Below are 25,401 nucleotides of genomic sequence, written 5' to 3' on the forward strand. Positions count from 1 at the left end.
CACCGGCTCACTCGGTGTCGTGGTCGGAGCCGCAGGAACTGCCGTCCGGCGGGAGGGTGCCGTACAGCAGGAAGGCGTCGACCTTGCGGTGCACGCACGTGGAGGAGCCGTAGCCGGTGTGGCCCTCGCCCCGGTTGTCGAGCACCACGGCGGACGACCCCAGCCGCTCGGCCGTCTCCACCGTCCAGCGGTACGGGGTGGCCGGGTCGCCCCGGGTGCCGACCAGCAGCATGCGCGGCGTGTCGACGTCCTTGACCTCGTCGCGGATGAAGTCGGTGCCCTTGGGGCGGCCGTGGCACATCAGCACCTGGGTGAGGCGGTAGCGGCCGAAGACCGGTGACGCCTGCTCGTAGCGGGCGCGCAGCCGGCCCAGGTCCCGGGTGATCCGCGCGGCGGACGGGCGGTCGGGGTCGTCCGCGCAGTTGATCGCCATCAGTGCCGCCGGCAGGTTGTCCAGGGGCACGTCCTGCGGGTCGGTCAGACCCCGGTGCGCCCTCGCCGGCGGGAGCGTGAAGCCGCCGTGCAGGAAGGCCTCCAGGCCGCTGGTGTCGCCCTCCTCCAGCAGCCGGGCGACGGCCCGCTGGAGCGAGGGCCACAGCTCCCTGCTGTACAGGCCCTGCCCGAGGGCACCGGCGAAGTCCTGGCCGGAGAAGGCCTCGCCGAAGTCCGTCGGCACCGGGTCCTCGTCGAGCGACTTCACGACCTCGACGACGTGCTCTTCGGCCTCGCGCGTGTTCTGTCCGAACGGGCAGGCGATGTCCTGCGCGCACCAGGCGAGGAAGTTCTCCAGCGCGGTCTGCTGTCCCCGCGCGCTGACCACGCCCTGCTCGGCCAGCGGCTCGGTCAGCGTGTCGACGCCGTCCAGCACCATGCGGCCGACCTTCTGCGGGAACTGCGCCGCGTAGACCGCGCCGAGCCGGCTGCCGTAGGAGAAGCCGAGGTAGTTGAGCTTGCCGTCGCCGAGCGCGTCACGCAGGACGTCCAGGTCGCGGGCGGCGTTCACGGTGCCGATGTGGGGCAGGACCGGGCCCGAGTGCTCGGCGCACTCGGCCGCCGCCTCGCGCAGTTTCGCCAGCACGGCCTGCGGGTCGGCCACGTCGGCGTTGCCGTCGGTGGCGTCCAGGGCGTCCTCGGAGGCGCTTCCGCAGCTGACCGGTGAGGAGCGGCCGACACCGCGGGGGTCGAAGGAGACCACGTCGTAGCCGTCGGTCAGGTCCATGAACTCCTTGCCGGCGAGCGCGAGCTGGCCCACGCCCTGGCCGCCGGGGCCGCCGAAGTTCAGCAGTACCGAGCCGCGGGAGGCACCGGTGGCCCGGTAGCGGGCCACGGCGAGGTCGAGCGTGCCCCGCTCCGGCCGGTCGTAGTCGAGCGGGACGGTGACCTTGCCGCACCGCAGGTCCTTCGGCATGTCCGGCCCCGCGCAACGGGACCACTTCACCTTCTGGTCGTAAAAGCGCTCCAGGCCGGGCGAGGGGGCGGCGGCGGCCGGCAGCCCCGCGCCCAGCAGGGCCAGTCCGGTCGCGCCGGCGACCGCGCAGCGCCGGATCGAGGGGCGCGTGGACAGCTTGGCCAGCATCGATGCCTCCAGGGGCACCCCACGGCGCCCTCGCCCACGATAAGCGGGCCCTCCGGGACCCGCCTCCGGGCGAGCGGGGCGAGGAGACGTGCCGTATTCTGCGCGGTTTCACCACGCATACGAAGGTCTTTACCGCCAGTTCGACAACCGGGCCGCTCGATGGAGTGAAAGGCCGATAAGCCATAACTCGGACCGGGCGGCCGGCGTTTCACCTCGTGCGGGTGAGTGCCCGCGACGATGTCTGGAAGGCAGGGAACCTATGAAGCGGGTCACCCGAAACGGTGTGATCGCCGTGGCCGCCGCCTCGGGCGCGATGGCCATGACCGTCCCCGCGTACGCCGGTTCCGGGGCGGACGGCTCGGCGGCCGGTTCGCCCGGGGTGGTCTCCGGCAACACCGTCCAGCTGCCGGTGCACCTCCCGGTGAACGTGTGCGGCAACACCGTGAACGTGGTGGGGCTGCTGAACCCCGCCGCGGGCAACGCCTGCGCGAACCAGGACGGCCGGGCGGCCGAGCGGCCGGGGCGCTCCGGCGGCGCGGTCGCCGAGGGCCGGGGAGCGCACGCGCCGGGCGTGGTGTCCGGCAACGGCGTCCAGCTGCCGGTCGAGCTCCCCGTCAACGTCACCGGCAACACCGTGGACGTGGTCGGCGTCGGCAACCCGTCGACCGGCAACACGTCCTCGAACCCGCCCGGCGGCCGCCCGGTCCGGCCGCACGACCCGGCGGAGCCGTCCGCTCCGGAGCCGGCCGCTCCGAAGCCGTCCGACCCGCCGCGCACGCGCCCGGCTCCGGAGGAGGCCCGGCACACCCCGTCCCTGCAGGCCCGGGGTTCCCTCGCCCACACGGGCACGGACCACGTCCTCCAGACGGTCGCCGCGAGCGCGGCACTGGTGCTCGGCGGAGTGGTGCTGCGCCGGCGCTTCCGCCCGGCCGGGAACGAGGAGACAAACCACTCCTGAGGGCCCGGCGCCGGCCGGTCCGGCAGCGCGGGAGGCCGGTCCGGCGGGTCCTGGCCGCTCCGCGCCGGTCAGACCGCCTGCGCCACCCCCGTCAGCAGCACCATGCCCGAGTCGCCGTAGTCCGGCAGGGTCGGATCCGGGTCGATGTGAGTGAGGTGCAGGTCGCGGGTCAGGGGGGTGAAGACCTCGCTGATCGTGGCCGGGCCGACCGGGCAGCCGGGCCAGCGCGAGGCCGGACCGATGCGATAGGTCGGCATGTTCTCCATGAACGCGGCGACCAGGTACCCGCCGGGGGCGACCGCGCGGACGAACGCCCGGCAGAAGTCGGCGAACTCGGCGATGTCCTCCGTCACGCTCTCCGCGACGAAGTGCATGGAGCCCAGTTCGTACCGGCCCGGCGGCAGGGTCCGGGCGTCGGCGTGGACGATGTCCACCGGCGCCAGCGCCCCGGCCGGCGTCGCCGGCACCCGTGGATCGAGCCGCCGGCACAGGGCGTGGAACGGCAGCCAGCTCGCGTCGATCCGGTGACAGATCTGGTCCTGGAGATAGGCGACGTTGCCCGCGCCCGCCTCCACGGCGTCGATCCGGCGGCACGCGGCGGACGCGAGCATCAGCGGATACAGGTTGGGCCCCGCCCCGAACTCCACCGCGCGCGCGATCCCGCCGGCCGGCAGGGCACGGTAGAACGCGGCGTGGTGCGCCATGACGGCCGCGTCCGACGCGTGCACCTCGCGGTAGTTCTCCGCCAGGTAGTCCGCGACCGGCCAGCGGTCCCAGTCCACGTCGTCGTTGTGCGTCGTCATGGCCGTCCAGCCCTTCATCCGCAGCGGAAAGCGTTCGGACAGGCGGGTCAGGGTTCCGGTCAGCCGGTCGATGTCCGCCACCGGCGCCCTTCTCGACGAGGGGATGATCTGCTTCACCCCCATGCCGTCCAGGTGGTCGAGTACCCGCACCGTCTTGCGGTACAGCTCGGCACGGATGACATCGTCCCGGCGCTGTACATGGCGAGGTAGCAGGCGTCGGCCGGGGACGGGAACGGGTCGGAGGCCCTGAGGTACTCCTCCATCACGAAGTAGTACGTGTCGCCCGCGATGAAGGTGAGCAGGCCCGCGGCCAGGACCCACCAGGGCCGGCGGTGGGCGGGCCGGCGCACCTGCGTTCCGACGAGGACGGCGCGGACACCCGCCGGCCCCATCACGGCCCACATCGCGGGCGCCACCACCGAGACGGCCATGTACACGATCGTGACTGCCGCGACCAGGGCGCTGTAGGCGACCGTGAGCAGCCGTCTGGCCTGCGGGGACATGTGCCGCCCCCCGTCGGGGGAACCGTGGTGTACGCCTGGTCTGCTGCATTCGATCGTAGGTTCGGTCGCTCGGCCCTGCACCTCGGGCGTCGGGCCCGCTCGGGGACCGGACCGGCGGGGCGCCCAACCGGGCCGTGCCGCCGTGCTCAGCCGCGCCCGCGGTGGAACCGTACGTGCAGCTCCCGCACGCGCTCCGTGAGTTCGGGCACGGGGCCGTCCACGACGACGTCCGGTGCGATCTCCTGGACGGGCAATGTCCGCACCGGTGGCGCGGGCACACCCAACTCCCGCAGCCATGAGGCCAGTTGCTGCGACGAGGCGATGTAGACGATCCGGCCCAGGCCCACCCAGGCGTGGGCGGCGGCGCACATCGGGCAGTGTTCGCCGGAGGTGTAGACCGTGGCGGCCGCCCGCTCCCCGGGCGTGAGGTGCGTGGCGGACCAGCGCGCCAGTTCGAACTCGGGGTGGCGGGTGCGGTCGCCGGAGGCCACCCGGTTGTGGTCCTCGCCGAGGACCGTGCCGTCCCCGCCGACCAGCACCGAGCCGAACGGCTCGTCCCCGGCGTCGAGCGCCTCGGCCGCGAGCTCCACGCAGCGCCGCAGAAAGGGCAGTTCCGTCTCCTGGACGACCATGTGCGGGGCTCCTCACGTGACGACGAGATCACCGCGACCCTAAGGCGCGGACCCCCGTACGGCGACGGCGACGCGGTGGCCGCGCACCGCGCCGGGAGTGCCGGGGAACGCGCCGGGCGCGGGCGGCTGCCGTGCCGGGCGACTGCCGTGCGGAGGCGCCTGTCGTGCCGGGCGGCTGTCGTGCGGAGGCGGCTGCCGTGCCGGGCGACTGCCGTGCGGAGGCGCCTGTCGTGCCTGGCGGCTGTCGAGCACGGGTGGGTGCCGTGCCAGTGCCAGGGGCTGTCCCGTGAGGGTGGCTGCGCGCGGGGCGGTCGGAGGAGACGCGTGAGGGCCACGCACCGGGCGGGCGGCGCCGGAAAACGCTTTGCCCGGCCGCCGGGCCGGTGCTGGGATGGCCCGCATGGATCATGCCGCGCTGCTCGCCCTGTTCGACCGTGACCTGCGCGAGGGGGCGCGGCCGGACGGCCCCGGTGACGCCCGGGTGGAACGGGCGGGCGCCGTGGTCCGCCAGACCGCCTGCGCGCCCGGCTGGAACGGCGTCCTGTGGTCCGCCCTCGACGAGGACACCGCCGACGCGGCGATCGCCGAGCAGGTCGGCCACTACACCGCGCGCGGCCTGGAGTTCGAGTGGAAGCTGTACGGGCACGACCGGCCGGCGGACCTCGGGCGGCGGCTGCGCGCGGCCGGCTTCACGCCCGAGCCACCCGAGACGCTCATGCTCGGCGAGGTCTCCCGCCTGGCCCTGGACGCCGAACCGCCGCGGGGCGTCCGCTTCGTGACGGTCACCGACGCGCACGGCGCGGGGCTCGTGGCCGATGTCCACGAGAAGGCGTTCGGCGCGGACAGCTCCTGGCTGCGCCGCGAACTGCTGGCGCGACTGGCGGCCGGTCCGGACGGCGCCGTCGCCGTCGTGGCGATGGCGGGTGACGAGCCGGTCAGCGCCGCGCGCCTGGAGCTGGTGCCCGGCACCCGCTTCGCCGGCCTGTGGGGCGGGGGCACCGTGGCGGAGTGGCGCGGCCGCGGCATCTACCGCGCCCTCGTGGCCCACCGTGCCTACGCCGCCGCGGCCCGGGGCCACGACATCCTCCGGGTCGACGCGTCCGGTCGGAGCCGTCCCGTCCTGGAGCGGATGGGCTTCTCACCGCTGACCTCCACGACGCCCTACGTGTACACGCCGTGACCGGCCCGGCTATGGACGTGAGGCCTTCACCGCCGTGCCGGCGCACACCAGTCCCAGGGTCACCGCCGGCGCGCCGATGACGATGTTGTTCCACACGACACCGGCGTCCGGGCTGTCGCCGACGATCCACGGCGAGACGGCCATCCACACCCCGAGGGCGCACATGGCCAGCTCAGGCCGTACATCCGCTCCGGAGCGCGCGTGAAACCGGGCGCCGGCAGGCCGATCGCGATGCCCATGATCAGGTTGTGGGTGGAGGCCGGCCGGGGAGGCCGGCGGGGGAGCGGTGTACCCGCCGGTACATGTCCGGGCGGATCGGGGGCAACCGGATGTGTACGACAAGGACCGAACGTCGTCGCCCCGGGCGGGCGGCGCCGGACTGGGGAGGGCAGCGGACGTGACTGTGGCCATCAGTGCGAAGGTGTTGGAGCGGTTCCCGGCGGGGTCCCCGCGCGGATCCTGGCCCGCCGAGGAGTACGCGGCGCGCCGCCGCGCCGAGGGCGAGCCCGCCACTGTCGTGATGGACCTGGAGTCCGACGCCTTCCTCGTGGTCGTCCCGGCGGACGACGAGGGCTGAGCGCACACCGGGCCGGGCCCGGTCGGCCGGACGCCGGACCCACCCGGCCGGCCGGACGCCGCAGAGGCCGGGCGGGCCCGGCCACCCGGAGGACGCCGGGGAGCGCGGGTGGGCCCGGCTAGCCGGACGCCAAAGAGGCCAGGTGGGCCCGGCGCGCGTCGGCCGTCTGGCCCTGCACCAGCAGGAACAGCCCTTCCCGTGCCAGCCGTTGGGCCCGGTTGTCCAGGGCCATGGCGCGGCCGCCCCCGGCCACGATCGCCGCCGTCGTGGCCGCCCGCATCACGTCGAACGCCCGTGTCCGCACGGCCAGCCGCTCCGGGACGCACGCGTGCGGGGCCGGGTGATCGGCCAGCGCGTAGGACTCCCGCCGGACCCCGTCCAGCCGCTCGCGCAGCGCCCGGGCCGTCGCTTCGCCCTCCGGGGACCCGGCCACCAGCTCCAGCGCCGCAGCGGCCACACCGAACACGGCCGGACTCGCGTTGGCGGCCCGAGGCAGGTCGATCCGGGCGAACTCCTCCCGCTCCATGCGCAGCACCACGGACTCCTCCGGCACCCACAGGCCGTCCAGCTCCAGGGAGACCGTGCGGGCGGCGGTGAGGGCGGCCAGCCGCAGCGGTGCCGACGGGGTCAGCCCGGGCTGGTCCCGGGCGTCGGCGACGACGAACACCACCTCGGCCGTGTCCGTCACCCCGGCCAGCAGCATCACGTCGTTCAGGCCCCAGCCCGTGTACCAGGGCACCCGCCCGTCGAAGCGCCAGCCGCCCCGCTCGGCGACCGCCCGCACGGGCATCCGCGGGAAGGCCCGGACGTGGGCGAACGCGATGCCGGCCAGCAGCTCGCCCGTCGCCAGCGGACGCAGCAGCCTCTCCCGCACCGGCGAGTCGTGGGTGGCGATCAGCTTCACCGGCGTGTGGTGCTGCGTCTGCACGAACCAGGTGGAGCAGCACGCACCGGCCAGGATCTCCGCGGTCTCCCGGGCCACGGCGACGGGCGCGTCCGCCCCGCCGTACTCCCGTGGCGCGCCCACGCCGAGCAGCCCCGCGCGCCTGATCGCCTCGAGGTGACCGGCCGGGACCTCCGTCCGGTCGACCCGCTCGGCCTGCGGGACGAGGAGATCGCGCGCCAGTCGGCGTGCGGCGGTCACCAGGGGGTGGGCTGTGGTGGTCATGGAAGGAATTCTGGCGGCCCCGCGGCGCGGGGAGCCGCTCCGGGGGTGTGTCGCCCGTGCGGGAGGTGCCCGGGATCGGCCCGCACCTGACGATGACTGGTCTACACCCTTGACTGGTACAGACCAAACACGGTTGAGTGTGCCTCCACAACCCCCCACCACGGCCGCGCCCACGCCGTGACCGGTCCGCCGGTGCGTGTGGCGAAGGCTCTGCTCCGCCCTGCCCTCGGCCGGGAGCGGCCGTGTCGCACAAAGGAGTTGATCCCGTGTCGAGACGCCGTGTCTCCGCCGTCCTGGCCGCACTCGCCCTCGCGGGCACCGCACCGGTGCTCCTGCCGGCCTCGAACGCCGCCGCCGCCTCGTGCTCCAGCTACCCCAACTGGGTGGCGGGGAAGTCGTACAACGCCGGTGACATCGTCCGCTACACCGACGGCAAGGCGTACATCGCCGAGCACGCCAACCCGGGCTACGACCCGATCATCAGCACCTGGTACTGGGAGCCGTACGCCTGCGACAACGGGCCGACCACGCCCGACGGGCGCTTCGTCGTGTCCGAGGCGCAGTTCAACCAGATGTTCCCGAACCGGAATTCGTTCTACACCTACAGCGGCCTCACCGCGGCCCTGAGCGCCTACCCCGGCTTCGCCAACACCGGCAGCGACACGGTGAAGAAGCAGGAGGCCGCCGCCTTCCTCGCCAACGTCAGCCACGAGACCGGCGGTCTGGTGCACGTGGTGGAGCAGAACACCGCCAACTACCCGCACTACTGCGACTGGAGCCAGCCCTACGGCTGTCCGGCCGGCCAGGCCGCCTACTACGGACGCGGCCCGATCCAGCTGAGCTGGAACTTCAACTACAAGGCCGCCGGTGACGCGCTGGGCATCGATCTGCTCAACAACCCCTGGCTGGTGCAGAACGACTCGGCCGTCGCCTGGAAGACGGCCCTGTGGTACTGGAACACCCAGAGCGGGCCCGGCAGCATGACCCCGCACAACGCCATGGTGAACGGCGCCGGATTCGGCCAGACCATCCGCAGCATCAACGGCTCGCTGGAGTGCGACGGGAAGAACCCGGCGCAGGTGCAGAGCCGCGTGAACAACTACCAGCGGTTCACGCAGATCCTCGGGGTGTCACCCGGCGGCAACCTGTACTGCTGACGCCGGACCACCGGGCGTGGTGTCATGCGGGGTGTCATGCACCTGACCTGACGGAGGGCATCCCTCATGCGCCTGCGCACCCCCCACGCCCTGCTCGCCACGACCGCCGCGCTCGCCGCGGCGGTCGTGGCACCCCAGCCCGCTGCCGCCGCCGTGCCGGCCCCGGGCGCGTACTACGTCCAGAGCGCCACCACCGGACTCAACGCGGCCGACAGCGGCGGCGCGGTCGAGCAGCACAGACCCCGCGGCGACGAGGACCGCCAGCAGTGGCGGCTCGAGCCGAACGGCTCCGCCCACCTGCTGGAGAACACCGACGCCCCGGGCAGCTGTCTCGGCCGTACCGGCGACCAGGCGGCGACCGTCCCCTGCACCGGCGCCGACGCCCTCTGGGAGATCACCCCGCTCGGAGCCGACCGGTACACGCTGAAGGTCCCGGGCACCACGCGCCACCTCACCGTCGCCCCCAAGCCCGCCGGCGCCAACTACCCCGCCCGGCTCGCCCTCGGCGGCGCGGGCGACCTGGCGGCCTGGTACCTCACACCGGTCAGCCCCGTCACCGCCCCCATGCCGCCGCAGGACCGGCGCACCCTGGACCAGGTCACGTTCCTCACCGCCCACAACGCCTACGCCAACGGCGCCGACGGCGGTTTCGCCCCGCCGTTCGTCAACCTCGCGCCCAACCAGACCCGCGGCATCACCCGCCAACTCGCCGACGGCGTCCGCGGGTTCATGCTGGACATCCACCAGACCCCGGACGGCGCGATCCTCTGCCACAACAGCTGCACCCTCGTCAGCAGGCCCGTCGCCCTGTGGGTCGACCTCCAGCGCATGGTCGACTTCCTCCAGGCCCACCCCGACCAGTTCGTCACCGTCTTCCTGGAGGACTACGTCGACCCGGGCGTCCTGCGCGCCGAACTCGCCCGGGTGAGCGGCCTGGCGGACGTGCTGTACCGGCCCGACCTCACCGGTGTCCGGCAGCACGGCTGGCCCACGATGGCCGAGCTGATCGCCGCGAACGACCGGCTGCTGATCTTCACCGACCACAGCCGCTCCGCCGACCAGGCCTCCGGCCTGACCCGGGACAGCTTCGGCGTCATGTACCAGCGCGAGTGGACCGTCGAGAATCACTGGTCCATGGGCTCGGGCCTCGGATCCTCCGACTGGTCCTGCTACAGCCGCTGGTACGACGCCGGCACGAACATCCCGCTGACCCGCACCGAACCCGGCTTCCGCCCGCTGTTCGTCATGAACCACTTCCGGGACGTCCCGCTCACCGGCACGGCCGGCACGGACAACGGCAAACTCGCCGACCGCGCCCGGCGGTTCTGCCAGCCCGCGGCCCGCAAGAAGCCCACCTTCCTCGCCGTGGACCACTACGACCGGGGCGAATCCGCCTCCGCCGTCGCCGCTCTCAACACGTACACGTATCCGTGAAACGCGCTGCCCAGCGCCGGCGAACCCGGGGCCGTCCGCTCAGGTGGCCCCGGCCTCGGTGACGTCGTCGTCCCGCTCACCCGTGTCGGCCCGGGCCGCGGGAGCGGTCAGATGCTCCAGGACGTCGGTGAGTTCCAGCACCCGGTCCAGGAACCCGGGCCGGTGGTCCAGGTGCAGGATCGTGCCCGCGGCGCGGGTGTGACGGTGGATCATCAGCAGCGCCGACAGGCCGGAGGAGTCGATCCAGGCCAGGTCGCGGAAGTCCAGGCGCACGTCCCGCAGCCCGGTGGCCCCGGACAGCGCTCCGACGACGGCGTCGACGAACTCGCCGCAGGTGTCGAAGTCGAGTTCGCCGGCCACCCGCACGGTCAGCGTGGGCGGTTCGCGGTCGGTGGTGACGGTGAACGGGATCGATGGCAGGTTCGTCATGCGGGAGTCTCGGAGCCGGGGACAGGACGGGCGGGGCGGTCGCCGAGGACGGCGGTTCCCTCGCGCACCAGGGCGAGGGCACGGGGGAAGTCGGCTGTCTGCCCGGCGAGGAGGTCCAGGCCGGCGATCAGGGACCGGGCGGGCACGTGCCGGGCTTCGAGGATTCCGGCGGTCCAGGTCAGGAACGAGGTGAACAGCTCGGTGTCGTCCATGTACAGGGCGGTCGCCAGGAACTCCACGATGTGGGCCAGGTCCTCCGCCGTGCGGTCGAGCTGCTCGGCCGTGTAGGACCGCATCGCCGGGAAGCGGTCCTCCAGGCCGGCCAGGGTCCGTCCGACCAGCTCGGCCCGGTTCTGCACGACCAGCGTGTACTCCTGGTCGGCCAGGTGCGGAAGGTCGTCCACGGCGTGGCGGAGCGCCGCCGGGGCGGGCCGGGCGATGCCCTCCTCCAGCGCCGCCGCCGCCCGCCGGGCGTCGGGGGCCCACCGGTCGGCGCCCAGCGCGCGGGCGTGGCGGCCGTCGGGGCCGAAGGCGCGGCCGCCGGCCATGACGGGGGTGCCGACGGCCTGGCACGCGGTGATGGCGCGGTGGGCGGTGGGCAGATGGGTGGGGATCGAGCTGGACAGCAGCACCGCGTCGGGGTTGGTGCGGTGCACATGCGCGATCAGGTGCTGGGTGGGCGTCTGGGCCCCGAGGTAGTCGACCTGCCAGCCGCGCAGCCGCAGCGTCTCGGCGACGAGCCGGGCCGGGAAGGCGTGCCATTCGCCGTCGATGCAGGCGACGGTCACCCGGCCCCGCACCGGGGAGGGCCGCGCGCCGTCCGGGGCGCGGTGGGCGAGGGCGGCGACGGCGCGTTCGTTGATGGCGGTGGCGGCGTGTTCCTGGGCCACGGTGAGGCGATCGGCGGCCCACTCGGCGCCGACCCGCTCCTGCACGGGCGCGATCACGTCCAGCAGGAGCGTCTCCTCGTCGAGCCCTTCGGACAGGGCCTTGGCCAGGACGTCCACGGCGGCGTACTCGTCGCCGTCGGCCACGGCCCGCCACAACCGGTTCTGCAGTACCTCTGACATCGCGGGTTCGGTCACCCGTCCTTCCGGCGGCTGCCCCGGCGCCCGTCGACGACGGACAGGCCACCCGTCCTCGGGGCGCTGATGGCGACGACGGCCATGTCGTCGTGCCGGCCCGCGCCGAGCCACTGGGCGGCGACCATCTGCACCCGTTCCACGACGGCCTCGGCGGGCAGTCCCGCGCACTCGGCCAGCACCCTCCTCAGCCGCTCCTCCCCGAACAGCTCCTCCCCGAGCGGGCCGCCGCGGGCCTCGGTGATGCCGTCGGTGTACAGCAGGCAGGTGTCCCCCTGGTCCAGGGCCGTCTCCACAGTGTGGGTGGTCACGGTCGGCAGGGCACCGATGAGGGTGCCGCGGGAGGGCACCTCCTCCACCCGGCCGTCGGCCCGGACGACCAGCGGCGGCAGATGGCCGGCGCTGGTCAGCCGCAGCTGTGCCCGGCCGCCGCGGCGGCGCACCGAGGCGAGGACCAGGGTGGCGAAGCGGGTGTGATGGGAGCTGAGCAGCGCTCCGTTGAGCAGGTCGAGCACCCGCTGGTGGTCCTCCGCCAGCGGGAGCAGGGCGTGCAGGGTGTTGCGGATCTTGCCGGTCAGCACGGCCGCGTCCAGCCCCTTGCCCGCCACGTCGCCCAGGACCACGAGGGTCTCCCGGGAGGGGTCGGAGCCGGGGTGGACGTCGTAGAAGTCGCCGCCGATCCGCTCGTGGTCCTTGGCGGCCCGGTAGCTGCCGGCGTACTGCACGCCGTGCACCCGCTGCAGCAGGGGCGGCAGCAGCTCGTGCATCAGGGTGGCGGTGATGGTGGCCTGCTCGGTGTACAGGCGGGCCGCCGAGAGCGCGGCCCCGGCCCGGGCGGCGAACAGGCGGGCGAAGACCTCCTCGCCCTCGGTGAACGCCTGCTCGGTGCTGGAACGCAGCAGGACGAGGGCGCCCGCGGGCACGCCGTGCCCGGGCAACGGGGCGACGATCACCGAACCGACCGGGCCCGTGAAGCCGTCCGGGATCGCCCAGTCGGGCAGGACCGACGGGTCGATCCAGCGCGCCGCAACCGGCGGGAAGCCCTGCAGCGCCTCCGGCAGGCCGGGCACGCTGTGCGGGTCGATCTGCCGGGTGACCTGCACCACGGGGCCGCCCCGCGGCGCGTACGTGAGGGGGTGGCGGCGGCCCTGGGCGGGGGCGACCAGCACCGCGGCCTCCGCCAGATGCTGCGCGGCCAGGGAGGCGGCGACCTCCGTGCAGCGGGGCACGTTCAGCGTCGACAGCAGCGTGGACGAGACCTCGGCCAGGATTTGCGACCGCGCCTGCGCGCTGCGCACGGCCTCCTCGGCCACGCGGCGCTCGGTGTCGTCGACCAGCCACCACACGACGTCCCCGTCGGCGGCCGCCGTCGGGTGCGCCCGGACGACCCGGTCGTTGATGCGGCCGCTCAGGGGGGCCGTACCCGATCCGGGGAGTTCGCTCGCGACATCGCGGTGCGCGTTCGAGAGCCAGGCGGGCGCCGTCTCGTGCAGCCGGTCCCCGCTGGCCGCTTCGGGCAGCAGGAGCCGGGCGGCGTCGTTCAGCTGCACCAGGGTGCCGTGCCGGTCGACGACCAGCACGGGGCAGGGGGCATCGCCCCACACGCTGCCGACCTTGGTGTCGGCACTGCGTGAACGGGCGGAGGAACTGGGGGAAGCGGTCACAAGCGGGGGCACGCGTCCCGCGCACCCCACCACCTTCCTGTCATGGGAAACCGGTGCAGACGGCAACCGTCCCGCATCCACGCCGACGGCGCAACCCACCCAGGAAAGCCCCATATATGCACCGGATTTTCGTCACATTCCGCGGCGTCGCGACCGACGGCCGGCCCCGGGGAGGCGTCCGGCGCGGTCTGAACACCCGTCAGGTGCCGGGCCCGTCCCTCGTCCGGCGACCGGCCGGCAGGCAGGTGATCCATGAGGAGTATCGCGAGGACGACGAGGACGTTCCGCTCGCGCGCGCACCGCCCGGACAAGCGGTTGGCGTCCGGTGGGTTTTACGTATAACCTCTCCGGCTAACCCCGTGCTCCGAGAGGTCCCGATGCGACGTATCGCCCTGGTCACCCTCGTCGTCGACGACTACGACGAGGCGATCCGCTTCTACACCGAGGCTCTCGGTTTCCGGCTGGCCGAAGACGCGCCCCGGCCCGGCGGCTCCCGCTGGGTCGTCGTGGAGCCGGGCGCCCCGGGTGCGGGGACCGGACTGGTGCTCGCCCGCGCCGACGGCGAGGCGCAGTCCGCCCGGGTCGGGGACCAGACCGGCGGGCGGGTCGGCTTCTTCCTGCACACCGACGACTTCGCCCGCGACCACGCCCGGATGACCGCCGCCGGCGTGACCTTCCTGGAGGAGCCGCGGCACGAGCCGTACGGAACCGTCGCCGTCTTCCAGGACCTGTACGGCAACCGCTGGGACCTGCTCCAGCCCGCCGGCTGACTCCGCTCCGCCCCCGTGTGAACCGCCGCTCACCCGCCGCAAGGAAAGACCCGCCATGACTGCTACGCGCGTAGACGCCGATGTGATCCGCCGCCTCCCCAAGGCCGTCCTGCACGACCACCTCGACGGTGGCCTGCGCCCCGCCACCGTGGTGGAGCTCGCCGAGGCGGTCGGCCACACCCTGCCCACCACCGACCCCGCCGAGCTCGCCGCCTGGTACTACGAGGCCGCCAACTCCGGTGACCTGGTGCGCTACATCGCCACCTTCGAGCACACCCTCGCCGTCATGCAGAACCGCGAGGGGCTGCTGCGCACCGCCGAGGAGTACGTGCTGGACCTCGCCGCGGACGGTGTCGTGTACGGGGAGGTGCGCTACGCCCCCGAGCTGAACACCCGCGGCGGGCTGACCATGGCCGAGGTCGTGGAGACCGTCCAGGAGGGGCTCGCCTCGGGCATGGCCAAGGCGGCCGCCGCGGGCACGCCGGTGCGGGTGGGCACCCTGCTGTGCGGCATGCGGATGTTCGACCGGGTGCGCGAGGCCGCCGATCTGGCCGTGGCGTTCCGCGACGCCGGCGTCGTCGGCTTCGACATCGCCGGCGCCGAGGACGGCTTCCCGCCCGCCGACCACCTCGCGGCCTTCGAGCACCTGCGCCGCGAGAACGTGCCCTTCACGATCCACGCCGGAGAGGCCCACGGGCTGCCCAGCATCCACCAGGCCCTGCAGGTGTGCGGCGCCCAGCGCATCGGGCACGGCGTGCGCATCACCGACGACATCCCCGACCTCGCGGCGGGCAAGCTCGGCCGGCTCGCCGGCTGGGTGCGCGACCGGCGCATCGCGCTGGAGATGTGCCCGACGTCCAACCTCCAGACGGGCGCCGCGACCTCGATCGCCGAGCACCCGATCACCGCGCTGAAGGACCTCGGCTTCCGGGTCACGGTCAACACCGACAACCGGCTGGTGTCGGGCACGACGATGACCCGCGAGATGACGCTCCTGGTGGAGCAGGCGGGCTGGAGCGTGGCGGACCTGCGCACGGTCACGCTGAACGCCCTGAAGAGCGCGTTCCTCCCGTTCGACGAGCGGAACGCGCTCATCCGTGACGTGGTGCTGCCGGGCTACGCGGCCGCGCTCTGAAGCAGCCCCTTGAGGTAGGCGGCCTGTCCGGCGTGCTGCAGATCGTCGGACAGGACGCTGACCAGCCGCACCCCGAGGGTGACCGGCGGGTCCCAGCGCTCGTCGACGACCCGCTCCAGGTCCTTGGCGGCCAGAGCGCCGAGGGCCTCCAGGGTCTGCTCGTGCACGGCGTCGTAGTAGCCGGTGAGCAGGTCGCCGGAGTCGACCCTGACCTTGGCGACCTTGGCGGGGCTGTGGCCGTAGCCGGTGTCGTGGCGGGGCAGGCCCAGCCCGAAGCGCTTCTCCCAGTCCTGGGCGAGCCACACCTGGTCGAGGCCGAAGGCGTCGGCGACGTGGTCGTCCTGGACGCGGGTGAGGTGCCAGACCAGCCAGGCGACGGAGTTGGTGTCGGGGGAGGGGCGGGCGTTCAGTTCGCCGGGCCCGAGGCCCTCGACGGTGGCGTGGACTTCTTCCCGGATGCGGTTGTAGCCGTCGATGAGGATGTCCTTCGCATGCATGCCTCCACCATCGCGCATCCCCCCGGCCGCTGCGCCCGGTGCTACGCGACCGTGGTCTCCAGCAGCGCCATCAGCGCCCGGGCCGCCGGACTGGTCGCCTGCGGGGGCGGCAGCAGGGCCACCGTCTCGTAGACCGCCTCGCCGGTGCCCTTCACGGGCAGCGCGGTCAGGGAGGCGCGCTTGTGCGCGAAGTGCCGCGGTACGACGGCCACGCCCAGGTTCTCGTCGACCAGGTCGAGCAGGGTGTGCACGTCGTTCACCTCCAGCGCCACCGTCCGGCGCACACCCGCGGCGGCGAACACAGTGTCGGTGGTGCGCCGCGGCCCCCAGTCCGGGTGGAAGTCCACGAACACCTCGCCGCCCAGCTCCTCCGGCGTGACGGCCGCGCCGGCGGCGGCGAGCGGGTGGCTGGGGTGGCACAGCAGCGTCATCGACTCGCTGGTCAGCGGCACCGACCGCAGCTGGTCGCCGTCCGCCTGGGTGCGCACGGCGAAGGCCAGGTCGAGCCGCCCGGCCTCGACGTCCTCCGCCAGGGCCCCGGACCCGGCCTGCCGCAGGCAGATCTCCACGTCGGGGTGGCGGTGCCGGAACGCGGCGAGCAGGCCCGCCAGGTTCACCCCGGCGATGCACTGCTCGCTGCCGAGGGTGAGCATCCCGCGCAGCACGCCCTGCACCGCCGCCACCGCCTCGTGGGCGGCCCGCACCTGCGCCAGGATCCGCTCCGCCTCGCCGAGCAGCGCCCGCCCGGCCGGGGTGAGCGTCACCCGGCGGGTCGTGCGCACGAACAGCGGCGTCTGCAGCTCGCGCTCCAGCGCCCGGATGGAGGCGGACAGCCCCGACTGGGAGACCAGCAGGCGTTCGGCCGCCCGGGTGAAGTGCTGGTCCTCGGCGACCGCGACGAAGTGCTGCAGATGGCGCAGTTCCATGACTGAGAAGCGTAGCCGCTGAATCCCATCGGATTCTTCTGTTGGACGCATGGGAGCAGGTCACGCCAGAGTGGACACCGGTTTCCCCTCCGACCGAGCCAACCCCTCTGGAGTCGCGTTGTACACCGCACACCCCGACCGCTACGCGGACATGCCCTACCGGCGCACCGGACGCAGTGGCCTGAAGCTCCCCGCGCTCTCGCTCGGCCTGTGGCACAACTTCGGCCCGGACCGGCCCGTGGAGACCCAGCGGGCCATCCTGCGCCGCGCCTTCGACCTGGGCGTCACGCACTTCGACCTCGCCAACAACTACGGCCCGCCGCCCGGCGCCGCCGAGTCCGCCTTCGGCGAGTTCCTGAAGTCCGACCTCGCGCGCTACCGCGACGAGCTGGTCATCTCCACCAAGGCCGGCTACCTGATGTGGCCCGGCCCGTACGGCGAGTGGGGCTCGCGCAAGTACCTGCTGTCCTCCCTGGACCAGAGCCTGAGCCGGATGGGCCTGGACTACGTCGACATCTTCTACTCGCACCGCCCCGACCCGGACACTCCGCTGGAGGAGACGATGGGCGCGCTGCACTCGGCGGTGCAGCAGGGCAAGGCGCTGTACGTCGGCGTGTCGAACTACTCCGCGGAGCAGACCCGTGAGGCCGCCCGCATCCTGGGCGAGCTGGGCACGCCGCTGCTCATCCACCAGCCGCGCTACTCGATGCTGGACCGCCGCCCCGAGGACGAGGGCCTGCTGGACGCGCTCGACGAGCTCCAGGTCGGCTCCATCGTCTTCTCCCCGCTGGAGCAGGGGCTGCTCTCCGCCCGCTACCTCGACGGCATCCCCGAGGGCTCCCGGGCCGCGAGCGACAGCCCGTTCCTGCAGTCCGACGCCGTCACCGAGGAGCTGGTGGGCCGGCTGCGCGACCTGAACGACATCGCGCAGGGGCGCGGGCAGACCCTGGCCCAGATGGCGCTGGCCTGGGTGCTGCGCGGCGGCCGGGTCACCTCGGCGCTGGTCGGCGCGAGCAGCCCGCAGCAGGTGGAGGACAGCGTCGGAGCGATCGGCAACCTCGACTTCGACGCGGACGAGCTGGCGCGGATCGACGCGATCGTCAGGAAGTAGCGGCCCGCCCGCCATGGACACGTCTGCCCGGGGGCGCCGCCCCCGGGCAGACGTGTCCATGGCGGCCCAGTACATCCACGACATCCGCCGATTTCGGCCAACTCGACGGGTGAATATGCCAGGAGAGTGGCCAAAAAGTCATGGTGACAGTGTTTCAGTAGTGAACATACTGACCTGCGAGAGCGTTTTCACATCTAGCGACGGCGTCCTCACGCACAGCACGCGAGCTGCGGGAAGAGCGGGACCGGGCAGGCGGGCAGGGCAGCGGGGGAGGAACACGTGCACGACGAGTTTCTGTGCCACGTCACGGCGTACGGGGTCTGCGACGGCCGCCGTATCGGAGTGCCCCTGGGCACCTACCGCGCCCCCACCCTCGCCCTGGCGCTGTGGTGGCTGCGCGACCGCGCCTCCTGGATCGCCCAGCGCCTGGACCCCCAGCCCGACGCCGAGCACTTACCGCCGGGCGCGCTCGTGCCGGTCGCCGACACCGTGCCCGACGTGCCCCTGCTGCTGCGCGCCTGGTGCGCCGATCCCGCCCAGCAGGAGCGGGTCGCCGAGGAACTGGCGGCCGGACGGCTGGTGCGCATCGCCACCAGCGACGAGACGACCGAGTACGAACTGCTCGCCGAGTCCGTGGACGCCCTGCGGATGCAGCGCACCGCCCCCACCCTGGGCGTCCCCGTCGCCTGACCTGTCACCCCCTCCGTCTGCCGAGGCGCATAACGGGCCATATCGGTAGAATCTTGGCCATGGCGCAGCCGTCGGTAGCACCGGAACTCGTCCTGGAGACGGAGACGGGTTCCACCGTGATGATCCCGGGCCGCGACTACCACCTGGGACGTGACCCGTCGAGCGACATCGTCATCGACGACGACCGGGTCTCCTGGCACCACGCGGTGCTGCGGCCGGAGGACGGCCACTGGACCATCGAGGACGAGAACAGCACCAACGGCACCTACGCCGACGGCCACCGCATCCACGCCCGGGACGTCGGACCCGGCACCGTCATCCGCTTCGGCAGCCCCGCCGACGGGCCCCGGGTCATCCTCACGGGCCGCCCCGCACCGGCCCCGGAACGCCCCTCCGCGGTCTCCATGCCCGCCCTGACCGGCACCTACCGGGCACCCACGACCGTGCGGCCCCTGCCGTCGCGCACGGTGCGCATCGGCCGCGCGGGCGACAACGACCTCGTCATCGACGACCTGGTCGTCTCCCGCCGCCACGCCGAACTGCGCGCCCTGCCCGACGGCACGTACGAGATCACCGACCTCGGCAGCCACAACGGCACGTACCTCAACGGCAGTCCGGTCACCACCGCCCCGGTCGGCCAGGGCGACATCGTCGGCATTGGCCACTCCGCGTTCTGCCTCGTCGGCGACGAACTCCAGGAGTACGTCGACACCGGCGAGGTCTCCCTCGACGTGCAGGACCTCGCGGTCTCGGTCGACCGCGGCCGCAAGACGCTGCTGGACCACGTGTCCTTCCCGGTGGGCGAGAAGTGCCTGCTCGCCGTCGTCGGCCCGAGCGGCGCGGGCAAGTCCACGCTGCTCAACGCCCTCACCGGCCAGCGCCCCGCCGGCCACGGCACCGTCCTCTACGACGGCCGCGACCTCTACCGGGACTACGCCGAACTGCGCCAGCGCATCGGCCTGGTCCCGCAGGACGACATCCTGCACTCCCAGCTGACCGTCAGAAAGGCCCTCTCCTACGCCGCCGAGCTGCGCTTCCCGCAGGACACAGCCAAGGCCGAACGGCAGGCCCGGGTGGACGAGGTGATGCGCGAACTGGGCCTGGAACAGCGCGCCGACCAGCATGTGCACAGCCTCTCCGGTGGCCAGCGCAAGCGCGTCAGCGTGGCACTGGAGCTGCTGACCAAGCCGTCGCTGCTGTTCCTCGACGAGCCCACCTCCGGCCTCGACCCCGGCATGGACCGCTCCGTGATGCACATGCTGCGCGGTCTCGCCGACGACGGCCGCACCGTCATCGTCGTCACCCACAGCGTGCTCAGCCTCGACGTGTGCGACCGGCTCCTCGTCCTCGCGCCCGGCGGGAGGACCGCCTACTACGGGCCGCCCGAGGACGCCCTGCCCTACTTCGGCTTCGAGCAGTGGCCGGAGGCCTTCGAGGCGTTCGAACGGGACACCGAGCGCGACTGGGCGGGCGACTACCTCGCCTCGCCCCTCCACCGCCGCTACGTCGCCGACGCCACCGCCCAGCCCCCGCAGCCCCGGTCCGAACCGGTCGTCATCACCCCGCCGCCCCGGCCGCGCAGCCGTTCCGCACAGCTCGGCACTCTCGTGCGCCGGTACGCCTCCGCGCTGAGCGCCGACCGGACCTTCCTGATCATCATGATCGCCCTGCCGTTCGTGATGGGCGTCATGGCCCGGGCCCTCGCGGGCGGCGAACTCACCCGCGACACGGCGATGAACGCCCTGCTCATCCTCTGCGTCGGCGCGGTGCTCACCGGCGCGGCCAACGCCGTGCGCGAACTCGTCAAGGAACGGGTGATCTACCAGCGGGAACGCGCCGTGGGCCTGTCCAGATCGGCGTACCTGATGTCCAAGGTCGTCGTCCTGGGCGTCATCACCGTGCTCCAGGCGGTGGTGCTGACCCTGGTCGCGCTGCTCGGCGTGGACCTCGGCGCGCCGGGCGACGAAGGTGTGTTGATGCCGCCCCTGGTGGAGATCACCATCGCCGTCGCCCTGCTCGCGTTCACCGCGATGATGCTCGGCCTGCTCGTCTCCGCGCTGGTGCGCAAGGAGGAGGTGACGATGCCGCTGCTCGTGCTCATCGCCATCGTCCAGGTCGTCTTCTGCGGTGCCCTGCTGAAGCTGGCCGGCGTCCCCGGGCTGGAGCAGCTGGGCTGGCTGGTGCCGGCGCGCTGGGCACTCGCCGCGATGGCCGGCACCGTCGGACTGTCCCGCATCGTGCCCGACGACCTGACCGAGGACCCGCTCTTCGAGCACTCGGCGGGCACCTGGCTGATCGACGTCGGCATGCTGGTCGTGCTGTCGGTGCTCTTCGGGTTCCTCGTGTCCCGGCTGCTGCGCCGGCACGAACCGGCCGTGATGCGGAAGCAGTGAGCGCCCATGACGACCCCCGGCTTCCGGCCCACGCACGTCGTCCCGCGGCACGGGATGCCGGCCTGGGAGGCCCCGGACTCGGCACGGCCCACGGCGGACCTCGACCCGCTGCTTCCGGTGCAGCTCCTCGAACGGCAGGGTGACTGGGGGCACGTGCTGTGCTTCAACGGCTGGTCGGCCTGGGTCGACGGACGCCGGCTGGTCGCCGTACCGCAGGATCCGCCCACCACCGACGGGCCGCTCACCCGCACCGCCGATCCGCGTCCGCTGCTGGCCCGCGCGGAGGACGCCCTCTCGCGCTACCGCTCCGCGGTCGAGGACCTCGCGGGCGGCCTGGACGGCGAGTCGTTCCGCACCCGCACCCGCGGACTGCGGATCGGCGTCGTCATCGACGGGGAGTCCATGTGGCTCTACGACGCCGCCCACGGGCACTGGGTGTACGCCGACGGCACCCGGCTCACCCCGTACGCGGCGGACGAGACGCCCCGCAGCGATCCCGGGCACCGCCTGTCCGGGGCGCCCCCGGCGCGTCCCCCCACGCGGGTGGTGCCGGCCGAGGACCTCCACGAGCCGCCCCGCGCGGCCCGGCCGTCCCGGCCGCCGGACGCGCCGCCGACCCGAGTGGTCCCTCCCGAGTCCCCGGCCGCCCCCGCCGAACCGACGCGGGTGGTGTCGCCCGGCACCGCGGCACCCGATGCTCCCGAGCCCACCCGGGTCGTGTCCGCCGATGCTCCCGAGCCCACCCGGGTCGTCTCCGCCGAGGAGATCGAGGCGGCCGGGGAACGGTCGGGCGATGCGGCGGCCACGCGGGTGGTGGGGCAGGAACCCACGCGCATCGTGCCGTCCGAGGGTGAGGGCCGTTGACCCGCGAGACGAGCCTGTTCTCGGGGCGGCCCTCGGAGCTGATCGGGCGGCAGATCGCCGGGTACCGCATCGAGCAGGAGATCGGGCGCGGCGGCATGGCGGTCGTCTACCGGGCCCGCGACCTGCGGCTGGAACGCACCGTCGCGCTGAAGCTGCTCGCTCCGGAACTCGCCCGCAACGACACCTTCCGGCGCCGCTTCACCCACGAGTCCCGGGCCGCCGCAGCGATCGACCACCCGCACATCGTGCCCGTGTTCGAGGCCGGCGAGACGGACGGCGTGCTGTACATCGCCATGCGGTACGTCCCCGGCAGCGACCTGCGGCACGTCCTCGACCGGGAGGGCCCGCTGCCGCCCGCCACCGCCGTCCGCGTCGCCGCCCAGGTCGCCTCCGCGCTCGACGCGGCCCACGAGCACGGCCTGGTCCACCGCGACGTCAAACCCGGCAACATCCTCGTCGCCCGCGGCACCGACAGCGACCACCCCGAGCACGTCTACCTCACCGACTTCGGCCTGACCAAGAAGTCCCTGTCGCTGACCGGCTTCACCACGGTCGGCCAGTTCGTCGGCACGCTCGACTACGTCGCCCCCGAGCAGATCTCGGGCAAGCCGGTCGACGCCCGCTGCGACGTGTACGGCTTCGCTTGCGTCGTCTACGAGATCCTGGCCGGGCACCCGCCCTTCCTGCGCGACGACGACATGGCCCTGCTGTGGGCGCACCAGTACGACGAACCGCCGCCGCTGACCGACGCCCGGCCCGACGTCCCCCCGCAGGCCGACCCGGTCCTCGCCAAGGCCCTCGCCAAGAGCCCCGACGACCGGTACCCGTCCTGTCTGGCCTTCGTGGCCGCGCTGCGTGCCGCGACGACCGGCGGCGAGACCGGGCCCGTGGGCCCCGCCAGTGACGCGCAGGGGCGGCAGCAGGGCGGGCCGGAGCCGGTCCGCCGGCCCCCGCGCTGGGCCGAACCGGTCTTCGTGCCGCACAGGTAGCCCCCGGCGTCAGACCCGGCCGTTCCGTCCGTCCGGTCCGTCCGCGCGCACCTGGCCGCGCCGCCGCACGTGCCGCGCCAGCAGTGCCCCGGCGAACCCGGTGACCAGTCCCCACGGCACGGCCAGCCCGACCGCGCCCCACAGCCGGGGCCGCAGGAACAGCTCGCCGGCCAGACCGCCGCCCAGGTCGCCGATGCCGAGCACGGACAGCCCGTAGTGCGCGGAGACGCGCCCGACGAGGCAGATCATGAACACCGTCAGCGCCAGCGCGACCGCCATGTGCACGGCGTGCTGCCAGGCCCGCACCCGGGCCGGCGACCGGGCCGCCATCACGAACGCCGCGGCCAGCAGCAGCACGACGTCCACGACGAGCAGCCACCACACCCGGCCGTCGTGCTCGGAGAGCGTCCGCAGGTTCAGCTCCGAGAGGTCCGGCGTACGCAGCACCTCGTCCAGCACGTGCGGCATGGGCAGCCCGAACGGGCCCTCCACCCTGCCGTTCCAGGTGGCTCCGAGACCGATCGTCAGCGCCGGCCACACCAGGTTGGGCAGGCCCAGCAGGATCACCGCGAACGTCTCGGCCGCATGCCCCCGGGTCGCCGCCACGATCAGGGCGATCACCACGCCGATCCCGACGGAGGCGAGCAACAGCGCCACCATCGCGTACGCGGCCGGCCGGACGGACGTCTGGAAGCGCAGCAGTCCGCCCGGCAGCGGCGCCCGCCGCGACACCAGCAGGGCGAGCACCAGCACCCCGGCCAGCCACACCAGCCCGACGAACACGGACAGCGGCACGTCCGCGGTGAAGCCGACCCGGGGCGAGGCACCGAACAGGTCGCCGAGTTCTCCCAGCGCGTCGTCGCCCAGGGAGACGGCGAACGTGTGGCGGGCCGCGAGCGTCACGCCGATCAGGGCGAGCAGCCACAGTGCGGCGATCCGCCCGGCCCAGCCGGCCAGTTCGGCCGCACCGGCGACCGCGCGGTGCCGCAGGGGCCGCAGGAAGCCCCGGGCGACGACCAGGGCCCCGGTGAGGGTGACGGACAGCGGGATCACCGTCAGCTCCGCCCGGGTGCCGGCGAGGTCACCGGCGTTGCCGGCGAGCCGCACGGTGCCGCCGACGGCGGTGACCACGGTCGCCGCGACCACGGGGGCGAACGCGCCGCCGGGCAGGTCCGCGGCTCCGGCCGCCCACAGGCCGAGGGCGGCCACCACCGCCATGGCGAGCAGCGCGCCGGCCACCGTGACGAGGGCGGGTACCCAGCCGTGGCGGGCGACGGCCCGCTCGCGGGGCGGACGGGCCTGGTCGGAAGGGGTGCGCGGACTCACGCTGCCACGCTAAGCAGCACCCGTGCCACCCGCCCGCCGGGCGGGTCCGTCCGCGTCGGCTTGCGGGGCCCCTGGGGCCGGAGCACACAATGAACACGTAGTGGAAATAGCGGAGTGAAACGGGGCGAAACGCCCCGGTCTGCACAGGCCGCTGAGGAAACCACGCGGGAAGAAGAGCTCGTGAGCGTCGAACCGCCGTCGTCCGGCCGCCCCACAGGACCTCCCTCCGGCCCGCTGTCGGGCCCCTCCCAGCCGCCGCCCGGCGGCGGCCCGCCCTCCGAGCCGACCGGCGGCGGGGGCGCCGGGGGACCGGAGCCCCGCCGCCCCTGGTGGGGATCGGTGCCCCGGGTCGCGATCGTCGCCACCGCCGTCGTGGCGGCCGTGATCCTCGCCGTCGTGCTGTCCCGGCCGGACGGCGGCGGCACCGGCGCGTCCGACGGCGGCACCAGCACGTCCCAGGGCGAGATCTTCCTGCAGCCCGCCGCCGACACCGGGCCCGACCCGTTCACCGAGTCCACGGCCGAGCAGGCCTCCGCCTCACCGGTCTCGCCCTCGCCCACCGAACTGGCCCCGCGCAACACCGTCCAGGGCGTGCAGGGCGGGGCGCCCGGCCTCTACGGCGGCACCCGCAAGGTGGCCAGCTGCGACGTGGAGAAGCAGATCACGTACTTCGAGGGCGCCCCGGACAAGCAGCGGGCCTTCGCCTCGGTCGTCCGCGTCGAGGCCTCCGACGTCCCCGCCTACCTGCGCTCGCTCACCCCGGTGCAGCTGCGCATGGACACCCGGGTCACCAACCACGGCTACAAGGACGGCGCCGCGACCAGCTACCAGGCCGTCCTGCAGACCGGCACGGCCGTCCTGGTCGACGACCGCGGCGTGCCCCGGGTGCGCTGCGCCTGCGGCAACCCGCTCTCCCCGCCGGTCGCCCAGCAGACCGCGCCGAAGACGACGGGCGAGGAGTGGCCCGGCTACGACAACGCCAAGGTGGTCATGGTGACGCCCGCGCCCGAGCCGGTCGAGGTGTTCGTGATGTGCGAGCCCGACGGCGAGTGGTTCGAGCGGCACAAGGGCGACACGGGCACGAAGGACCGCAAGACCGAGAAGCCGGACAAGCCGTCTCCGTCGGTGAGCGTGACCACGCCGACGTCGCCGACCGACGCGACCTCGACGGGCCCGCCGACGACCGAACCGCCGTCCTCGGAGACGGGGGCGGAGACCTCGTCGGAGCCGCCGAGCGAACCGCCCTCGTCCGAGTCCCCGCCGCCGCCCGGCAGCGATCCGGGCACCGGGACCGGCAGCGGGAGCGACACCGGCACCGGCAGTGGCACGGACAGCGGCACCGACAGCGGCACCGAGAGCGGCACGACGGACCAGGCCCCGGCGTCCTGACCCCCGCTCCCGCGGGCACCCGCCAGCCGGCGCGGACCGCCAGCCGGCGCGGACCGCTAGGCCGTGTCTGACAAGTGATCTTGTCGGGGCTCGCGGAGCCAGAGGATGAGTGCGGCGAGGTGGAGTCCGGCCCGGTAGCGGTCGGCGA

At 73.7% G+C, this 25,401-nt stretch carries 24 protein-coding genes and 1 pseudogene; 13 read left to right on the plus strand and 12 right to left on the minus strand.

Annotated features, from left to right (window positions below):
* Positions 1–7: 7 nt before the first annotated feature.
* Positions 8–1,576 carry an alpha/beta hydrolase gene (locus tag ACIGAN_RS34935; RefSeq protein ID WP_399863515.1) on the minus strand — a complete coding sequence of 523 codons (1,569 nt, stop codon included), beginning with the start codon at positions 1,574–1,576 and terminating at the stop codon, positions 8–10.
* A 259-nt stretch (positions 1,577–1,835) separates the two neighbouring features.
* Here ACIGAN_RS34935 and ACIGAN_RS34940 point away from each other — a divergent pair, with 259 nt between their 5' ends.
* Positions 1,836–2,534: a chaplin gene (locus tag ACIGAN_RS34940; RefSeq protein WP_399863517.1), complete on the plus strand. Its 699-nt coding sequence runs from the start codon at positions 1,836–1,838 to the stop codon at positions 2,532–2,534.
* Positions 2,535–2,602: 68 nt separating this feature from the next.
* On the opposite strand, the gene ACIGAN_RS34945 is transcribed toward ACIGAN_RS34940, so the two are convergent.
* The 3 genes from ACIGAN_RS34945 to ACIGAN_RS34955 all read right to left on the minus strand — a co-directional run bounded on the left by ACIGAN_RS34945 (position 2,603) and on the right by ACIGAN_RS34955 (position 4,472).
* Complete coding sequence (locus tag ACIGAN_RS34945) at positions 2,603–3,337, minus strand: class I SAM-dependent methyltransferase (protein WP_365741866.1); 735 nt, start codon at positions 3,335–3,337, stop codon at positions 2,603–2,605.
* A 113-nt stretch (positions 3,338–3,450) separates the two neighbouring features.
* Complete coding sequence (locus ACIGAN_RS34950) at positions 3,451–3,840, minus strand: hypothetical protein (RefSeq protein WP_399863520.1); 390 nt, start codon at positions 3,838–3,840, stop codon at positions 3,451–3,453.
* A gap of 146 nt (positions 3,841–3,986) precedes the next feature.
* On the minus strand, positions 3,987–4,472 hold the full coding sequence (locus tag ACIGAN_RS34955; RefSeq protein WP_399863522.1) for a nucleoside deaminase: 486 nt from the start codon (positions 4,470–4,472) through the stop codon (positions 3,987–3,989).
* 400 nt (positions 4,473–4,872) lie between these two features.
* Here ACIGAN_RS34955 and ACIGAN_RS34960 point away from each other — a divergent pair, with 400 nt between their 5' ends.
* Positions 4,873–5,652 (plus strand): GNAT family N-acetyltransferase, encoded by a 780-nt coding sequence (locus ACIGAN_RS34960; protein ID WP_399863524.1) that lies wholly within the window; start codon positions 4,873–4,875, stop codon positions 5,650–5,652.
* Between the two features lie 9 nt (positions 5,653–5,661).
* Here the strand turns inward: ACIGAN_RS34960 and ACIGAN_RS34965 are convergent.
* A pseudogene (locus ACIGAN_RS34965) lies at positions 5,662–5,906 on the minus strand (SPW repeat protein); the annotation flags it as partial.
* A gap of 143 nt (positions 5,907–6,049) precedes the next feature.
* On the opposite strand from ACIGAN_RS34965, the gene ACIGAN_RS34970 reads away from it, so the two are divergent.
* The gene (locus ACIGAN_RS34970) at positions 6,050–6,229 is read left to right on the plus strand and encodes a hypothetical protein (protein ID WP_365094045.1); all 180 of its coding nucleotides are present in this window, start codon (positions 6,050–6,052) and stop codon (positions 6,227–6,229) included.
* Positions 6,230–6,347: 118 nt separating this feature from the next.
* Here ACIGAN_RS34970 and ACIGAN_RS34975 read toward each other — a convergent pair whose 3' ends face one another.
* Positions 6,348–7,397, minus strand: coding sequence for an acyl-CoA dehydrogenase family protein (locus tag ACIGAN_RS34975; protein ID WP_399863527.1), 1,050 nt, complete (start codon positions 7,395–7,397; stop codon positions 6,348–6,350).
* A gap of 266 nt (positions 7,398–7,663) precedes the next feature.
* Here ACIGAN_RS34975 and ACIGAN_RS34980 point away from each other — a divergent pair, with 266 nt between their 5' ends.
* Positions 7,664–8,554 carry a glycoside hydrolase family 19 protein gene (locus ACIGAN_RS34980; protein ID WP_365094051.1) on the plus strand — a complete coding sequence of 297 codons (891 nt, stop codon included), beginning with the start codon at positions 7,664–7,666 and terminating at the stop codon, positions 8,552–8,554.
* Between the two features lie 72 nt (positions 8,555–8,626).
* On the plus strand, positions 8,627–9,988 hold the full coding sequence (locus tag ACIGAN_RS34985) for a phospholipase (RefSeq protein ID WP_399863546.1): 1,362 nt from the start codon (positions 8,627–8,629) through the stop codon (positions 9,986–9,988).
* A gap of 39 nt (positions 9,989–10,027) precedes the next feature.
* Here ACIGAN_RS34985 and ACIGAN_RS34990 read toward each other — a convergent pair whose 3' ends face one another.
* The 3 genes from ACIGAN_RS34990 to ACIGAN_RS35000 are packed head-to-tail and all read right to left on the minus strand — an operon-like array spanning position 10,028 to position 13,163.
* Positions 10,028–10,417 carry an STAS domain-containing protein gene (locus ACIGAN_RS34990; RefSeq protein ID WP_399863529.1) on the minus strand — a complete coding sequence of 130 codons (390 nt, stop codon included), beginning with the start codon at positions 10,415–10,417 and terminating at the stop codon, positions 10,028–10,030.
* Positions 10,414–11,487, minus strand: a complete 1,074-nt coding sequence (locus tag ACIGAN_RS34995) for a cobalamin B12-binding domain-containing protein (protein ID WP_365741837.1) — start codon at positions 11,485–11,487, stop codon at positions 10,414–10,416. Before ACIGAN_RS34995 ends, ACIGAN_RS34990 begins: the two co-directional genes overlap by 4 nt.
* 11 nt (positions 11,488–11,498) lie before the next feature.
* Positions 11,499–13,163, minus strand: a complete 1,665-nt coding sequence (locus tag ACIGAN_RS35000; protein WP_399863548.1) for a PP2C family protein-serine/threonine phosphatase — start codon at positions 13,161–13,163, stop codon at positions 11,499–11,501.
* 377 nt (positions 13,164–13,540) lie between these two features.
* Between ACIGAN_RS35000 and ACIGAN_RS35005 the strand changes: the two genes are divergently transcribed.
* Positions 13,541–13,933 carry a VOC family protein gene (locus tag ACIGAN_RS35005; protein WP_365094061.1) on the plus strand — a complete coding sequence of 131 codons (393 nt, stop codon included), beginning with the start codon at positions 13,541–13,543 and terminating at the stop codon, positions 13,931–13,933.
* A gap of 55 nt (positions 13,934–13,988) precedes the next feature.
* The gene (locus ACIGAN_RS35010; protein ID WP_399863532.1) at positions 13,989–15,068 is read left to right on the plus strand and encodes an adenosine deaminase; all 1,080 of its coding nucleotides are present in this window, start codon (positions 13,989–13,991) and stop codon (positions 15,066–15,068) included.
* Here ACIGAN_RS35010 and ACIGAN_RS35015 read toward each other — a convergent pair.
* Together ACIGAN_RS35015 and ACIGAN_RS35020 are read right to left on the minus strand one after the other, a co-directional pair.
* Entirely contained in the window at positions 15,050–15,565 is a 516-nt protein-coding gene (locus ACIGAN_RS35015; protein WP_365741831.1) for a mycothiol transferase, read from the minus strand. The genes ACIGAN_RS35010 and ACIGAN_RS35015 overlap by 19 nt on opposite strands.
* Before the next feature lie 41 nt (positions 15,566–15,606).
* Complete coding sequence (locus tag ACIGAN_RS35020) at positions 15,607–16,491, minus strand: LysR substrate-binding domain-containing protein (protein WP_365741829.1); 885 nt, start codon at positions 16,489–16,491, stop codon at positions 15,607–15,609.
* 118 nt (positions 16,492–16,609) lie between these two features.
* Here ACIGAN_RS35020 and mgrA point away from each other — a divergent pair, with 118 nt between their 5' ends.
* The 5 genes from mgrA (at position 16,610) to ACIGAN_RS35045 (ending at position 22,538) form a co-directional block, all read left to right on the plus strand.
* Positions 16,610–17,602: an L-glyceraldehyde 3-phosphate reductase gene (mgrA, locus tag ACIGAN_RS35025; RefSeq protein WP_399863535.1), complete on the plus strand. Its 993-nt coding sequence runs from the start codon at positions 16,610–16,612 to the stop codon at positions 17,600–17,602.
* Positions 17,603–17,881: 279 nt separating this feature from the next.
* A complete protein-coding gene (locus ACIGAN_RS35030; protein WP_365741825.1) occupies positions 17,882–18,292 on the plus strand; it encodes a hypothetical protein in 411 nt (136 codons plus the stop codon).
* Between the two features lie 59 nt (positions 18,293–18,351).
* Positions 18,352–20,685, plus strand: a complete 2,334-nt coding sequence (locus ACIGAN_RS35035; RefSeq protein ID WP_399863538.1) for an FHA domain-containing protein — start codon at positions 18,352–18,354, stop codon at positions 20,683–20,685.
* Positions 20,686–20,691: 6 nt separating this feature from the next.
* Complete coding sequence (locus ACIGAN_RS35040) at positions 20,692–21,549, plus strand: hypothetical protein (RefSeq protein ID WP_399863540.1); 858 nt, start codon at positions 20,692–20,694, stop codon at positions 21,547–21,549.
* Entirely contained in the window at positions 21,546–22,538 is a 993-nt protein-coding gene (locus ACIGAN_RS35045; protein WP_365741819.1) for a serine/threonine-protein kinase, read from the plus strand. Before ACIGAN_RS35040 ends, ACIGAN_RS35045 begins: the two co-directional genes overlap by 4 nt.
* Positions 22,539–22,547: 9 nt before the next feature.
* Here ACIGAN_RS35045 and ACIGAN_RS35050 read toward each other — a convergent pair whose 3' ends face one another.
* Positions 22,548–23,864, minus strand: coding sequence for a streptophobe family protein (locus ACIGAN_RS35050; RefSeq protein ID WP_399863542.1), 1,317 nt, complete (start codon positions 23,862–23,864; stop codon positions 22,548–22,550).
* 180 nt (positions 23,865–24,044) lie between these two features.
* Here ACIGAN_RS35050 and ACIGAN_RS35055 point away from each other — a divergent pair, with 180 nt between their 5' ends.
* Positions 24,045–25,253, plus strand: a complete 1,209-nt coding sequence (locus ACIGAN_RS35055; protein ID WP_399863544.1) for a DUF6777 domain-containing protein — start codon at positions 24,045–24,047, stop codon at positions 25,251–25,253.
* Positions 25,254–25,401: the final 148 nt, after the last annotated feature.

Origin of the sequence: Streptomyces sp. NPDC085931, assembly GCF_044540565.1 — a bacterium.
In the GTDB taxonomy this organism is placed as follows: Bacteria; Actinomycetota; Actinomycetes; order Streptomycetales; family Streptomycetaceae; genus Streptomyces.

Bases quoted from the DNA above. Each gene is read 5' to 3' on its own strand.
- ACIGAN_RS35020 (WP_365741829.1), bottom strand. From the start codon at position 16,491: ATGGAACTGCGCCATCTGCAGCACTTCGTCGCGGTCGCCGAGGACCAG.
- ACIGAN_RS34940 (WP_399863517.1), top strand. From the start codon at position 1,836: ATGAAGCGGGTCACCCGAAACGGTGTGATCGCCGTGGCCGCCGCCTCG.
- ACIGAN_RS34990 (WP_399863529.1), bottom strand. From the start codon at position 10,417: ATGACGAACCTGCCATCGATCCCGTTCACCGTCACCACCGACCGCGAA.
- ACIGAN_RS34960 (WP_399863524.1), top strand. From the start codon at position 4,873: ATGGATCATGCCGCGCTGCTCGCCCTGTTCGACCGTGACCTGCGCGAG.
- ACIGAN_RS34975 (WP_399863527.1), bottom strand. From the start codon at position 7,397: ATGACCACCACAGCCCACCCCCTGGTGACCGCCGCACGCCGACTGGCG.
- ACIGAN_RS34945 (WP_365741866.1), bottom strand. From the start codon at position 3,337: ATGACGACGCACAACGACGACGTGGACTGGGACCGCTGGCCGGTCGCG.
- ACIGAN_RS34955 (WP_399863522.1), bottom strand. From the start codon at position 4,472: ATGGTCGTCCAGGAGACGGAACTGCCCTTTCTGCGGCGCTGCGTGGAG.
- ACIGAN_RS35040 (WP_399863540.1), top strand. From the start codon at position 20,692: ATGACGACCCCCGGCTTCCGGCCCACGCACGTCGTCCCGCGGCACGGG.
- ACIGAN_RS34950 (WP_399863520.1), bottom strand. From the start codon at position 3,840: ATGTCCCCGCAGGCCAGACGGCTGCTCACGGTCGCCTACAGCGCCCTG.
- ACIGAN_RS35015 (WP_365741831.1), bottom strand. From the start codon at position 15,565: ATGCATGCGAAGGACATCCTCATCGACGGCTACAACCGCATCCGGGAA.
- ACIGAN_RS35010 (WP_399863532.1), top strand. From the start codon at position 13,989: ATGACTGCTACGCGCGTAGACGCCGATGTGATCCGCCGCCTCCCCAAG.
- ACIGAN_RS34935 (WP_399863515.1), bottom strand. From the start codon at position 1,576: ATGCTGGCCAAGCTGTCCACGCGCCCCTCGATCCGGCGCTGCGCGGTC.
- ACIGAN_RS35035 (WP_399863538.1), top strand. From the start codon at position 18,352: ATGGCGCAGCCGTCGGTAGCACCGGAACTCGTCCTGGAGACGGAGACG.
- ACIGAN_RS35005 (WP_365094061.1), top strand. From the start codon at position 13,541: ATGCGACGTATCGCCCTGGTCACCCTCGTCGTCGACGACTACGACGAG.
- ACIGAN_RS34995 (WP_365741837.1), bottom strand. From the start codon at position 11,487: ATGTCAGAGGTACTGCAGAACCGGTTGTGGCGGGCCGTGGCCGACGGC.